The 1,036-nt window shown below is 35.9% G+C and carries 2 protein-coding genes; one reads left to right on the top strand and one right to left on the bottom strand.

The window, feature by feature from the left end:
* Positions 1 to 68 precede the first annotated feature (68 nt).
* A complete protein-coding gene (locus tag EI164_RS16310) occupies positions 69 to 734 on the top strand; it encodes an AIPR family protein (protein ID WP_225739368.1) in 666 nt (221 codons plus the stop codon).
* 54 nt (positions 735 to 788) lie between these two features.
* Here the strand turns inward: EI164_RS16310 and EI164_RS16305 are convergent.
* A partial coding sequence (locus EI164_RS16305) for an integrase core domain-containing protein (RefSeq protein ID WP_192521018.1) occupies positions 789 to 1,036 on the bottom strand: 248 nt, incomplete at its 5' end.

The following is a 1,036-nucleotide window of genomic DNA, read 5'->3' as shown; positions in this document are numbered from 1 at the left end:
ACGCTACTTTAACAAAAACCTCTTATCAGGTGTCCTAAATTAGTTGACCACTACATTATTTTAAACGCTTGATTGGCCGCGTGATTATTTGGAAGAGTCTAGAGAAGCTTGTTCAAAAACAAGATTGGTATACTAATGGGTATAGAGCGAACATTATTATATATACTTTAGCATATGTATCTCACTTTCTTAAAAAGAGAAAGCTGGAATTAGATTATCTGAAAATATGGTCTGTTCAAGACATTAGCGATGAGCTAGAAGAGTTAGTATTAAATTTGAGTAAAGAGATGAATAGTTTGTTAATTGATGATAATCCTAGTAAGACAACTAGTAATGTCTCAGAGTGGGCAAAAAAAGATGCTTGTTGGGGACATATTTTAGGGCATGCTAATGGGTTGGATGCTTATTTCACAGATTCTATTGTCAACACTTTCCTTCCTTTAGATAAGGTGAAGGATATTGAAGAGCTAGCAGCTTCAAAAGAGAAAAGAAATAATGATTTAGCCTCACGTGACAAGCTGAACAGTATAGATAAAAACTACTGGTTCATGCTCCTAGATTATTTGAACGAATTTCATGACATTTCGTATACGCAAAAAGGGCTTCTCAAAACAGCACAACGTCAAACTAGAGATTTTTCGACAAAGCAATGCCATGTGTTAAATGAAATATTAGAAAATTACGGTGATGAGTTTGATAAATATAGTAGTTCTAGAAGCTTACTATATTCTTAAAATATACCTTAAATTTGAACCGCCCCGACTATATCGGAGACTTGATTGCTTGAGTCAGGCAGCTTTGTCTGACTCAATAAAACTATCATAGTATCGTCTCTCAAACTCAAAAGGCGACACATAGCCAATCGTACTATGAATGCGAGTTTTGTTAAACCAATCGACCCATTCAAGGGTTGCTAATTCAACATCACACGCATCCCGCCACTGCTGTTTTAAATATTCAATCACCTCCGTTTTATAAAGTCCGTTAACCGTTTCAGCCAACGCATTATCGTATGAATCACCTGTCGTGCCAACAG

It is taken from the genome of Psychrobacter sp. FME13 (assembly GCF_014861395.1).
Lineage (GTDB): Bacteria > Pseudomonadota > Gammaproteobacteria > Pseudomonadales > Moraxellaceae > Psychrobacter.
The sequence above is the reverse complement of the archived record's forward strand: the minus strand, read 5'-3'. Positions and strand labels throughout refer to the sequence as shown.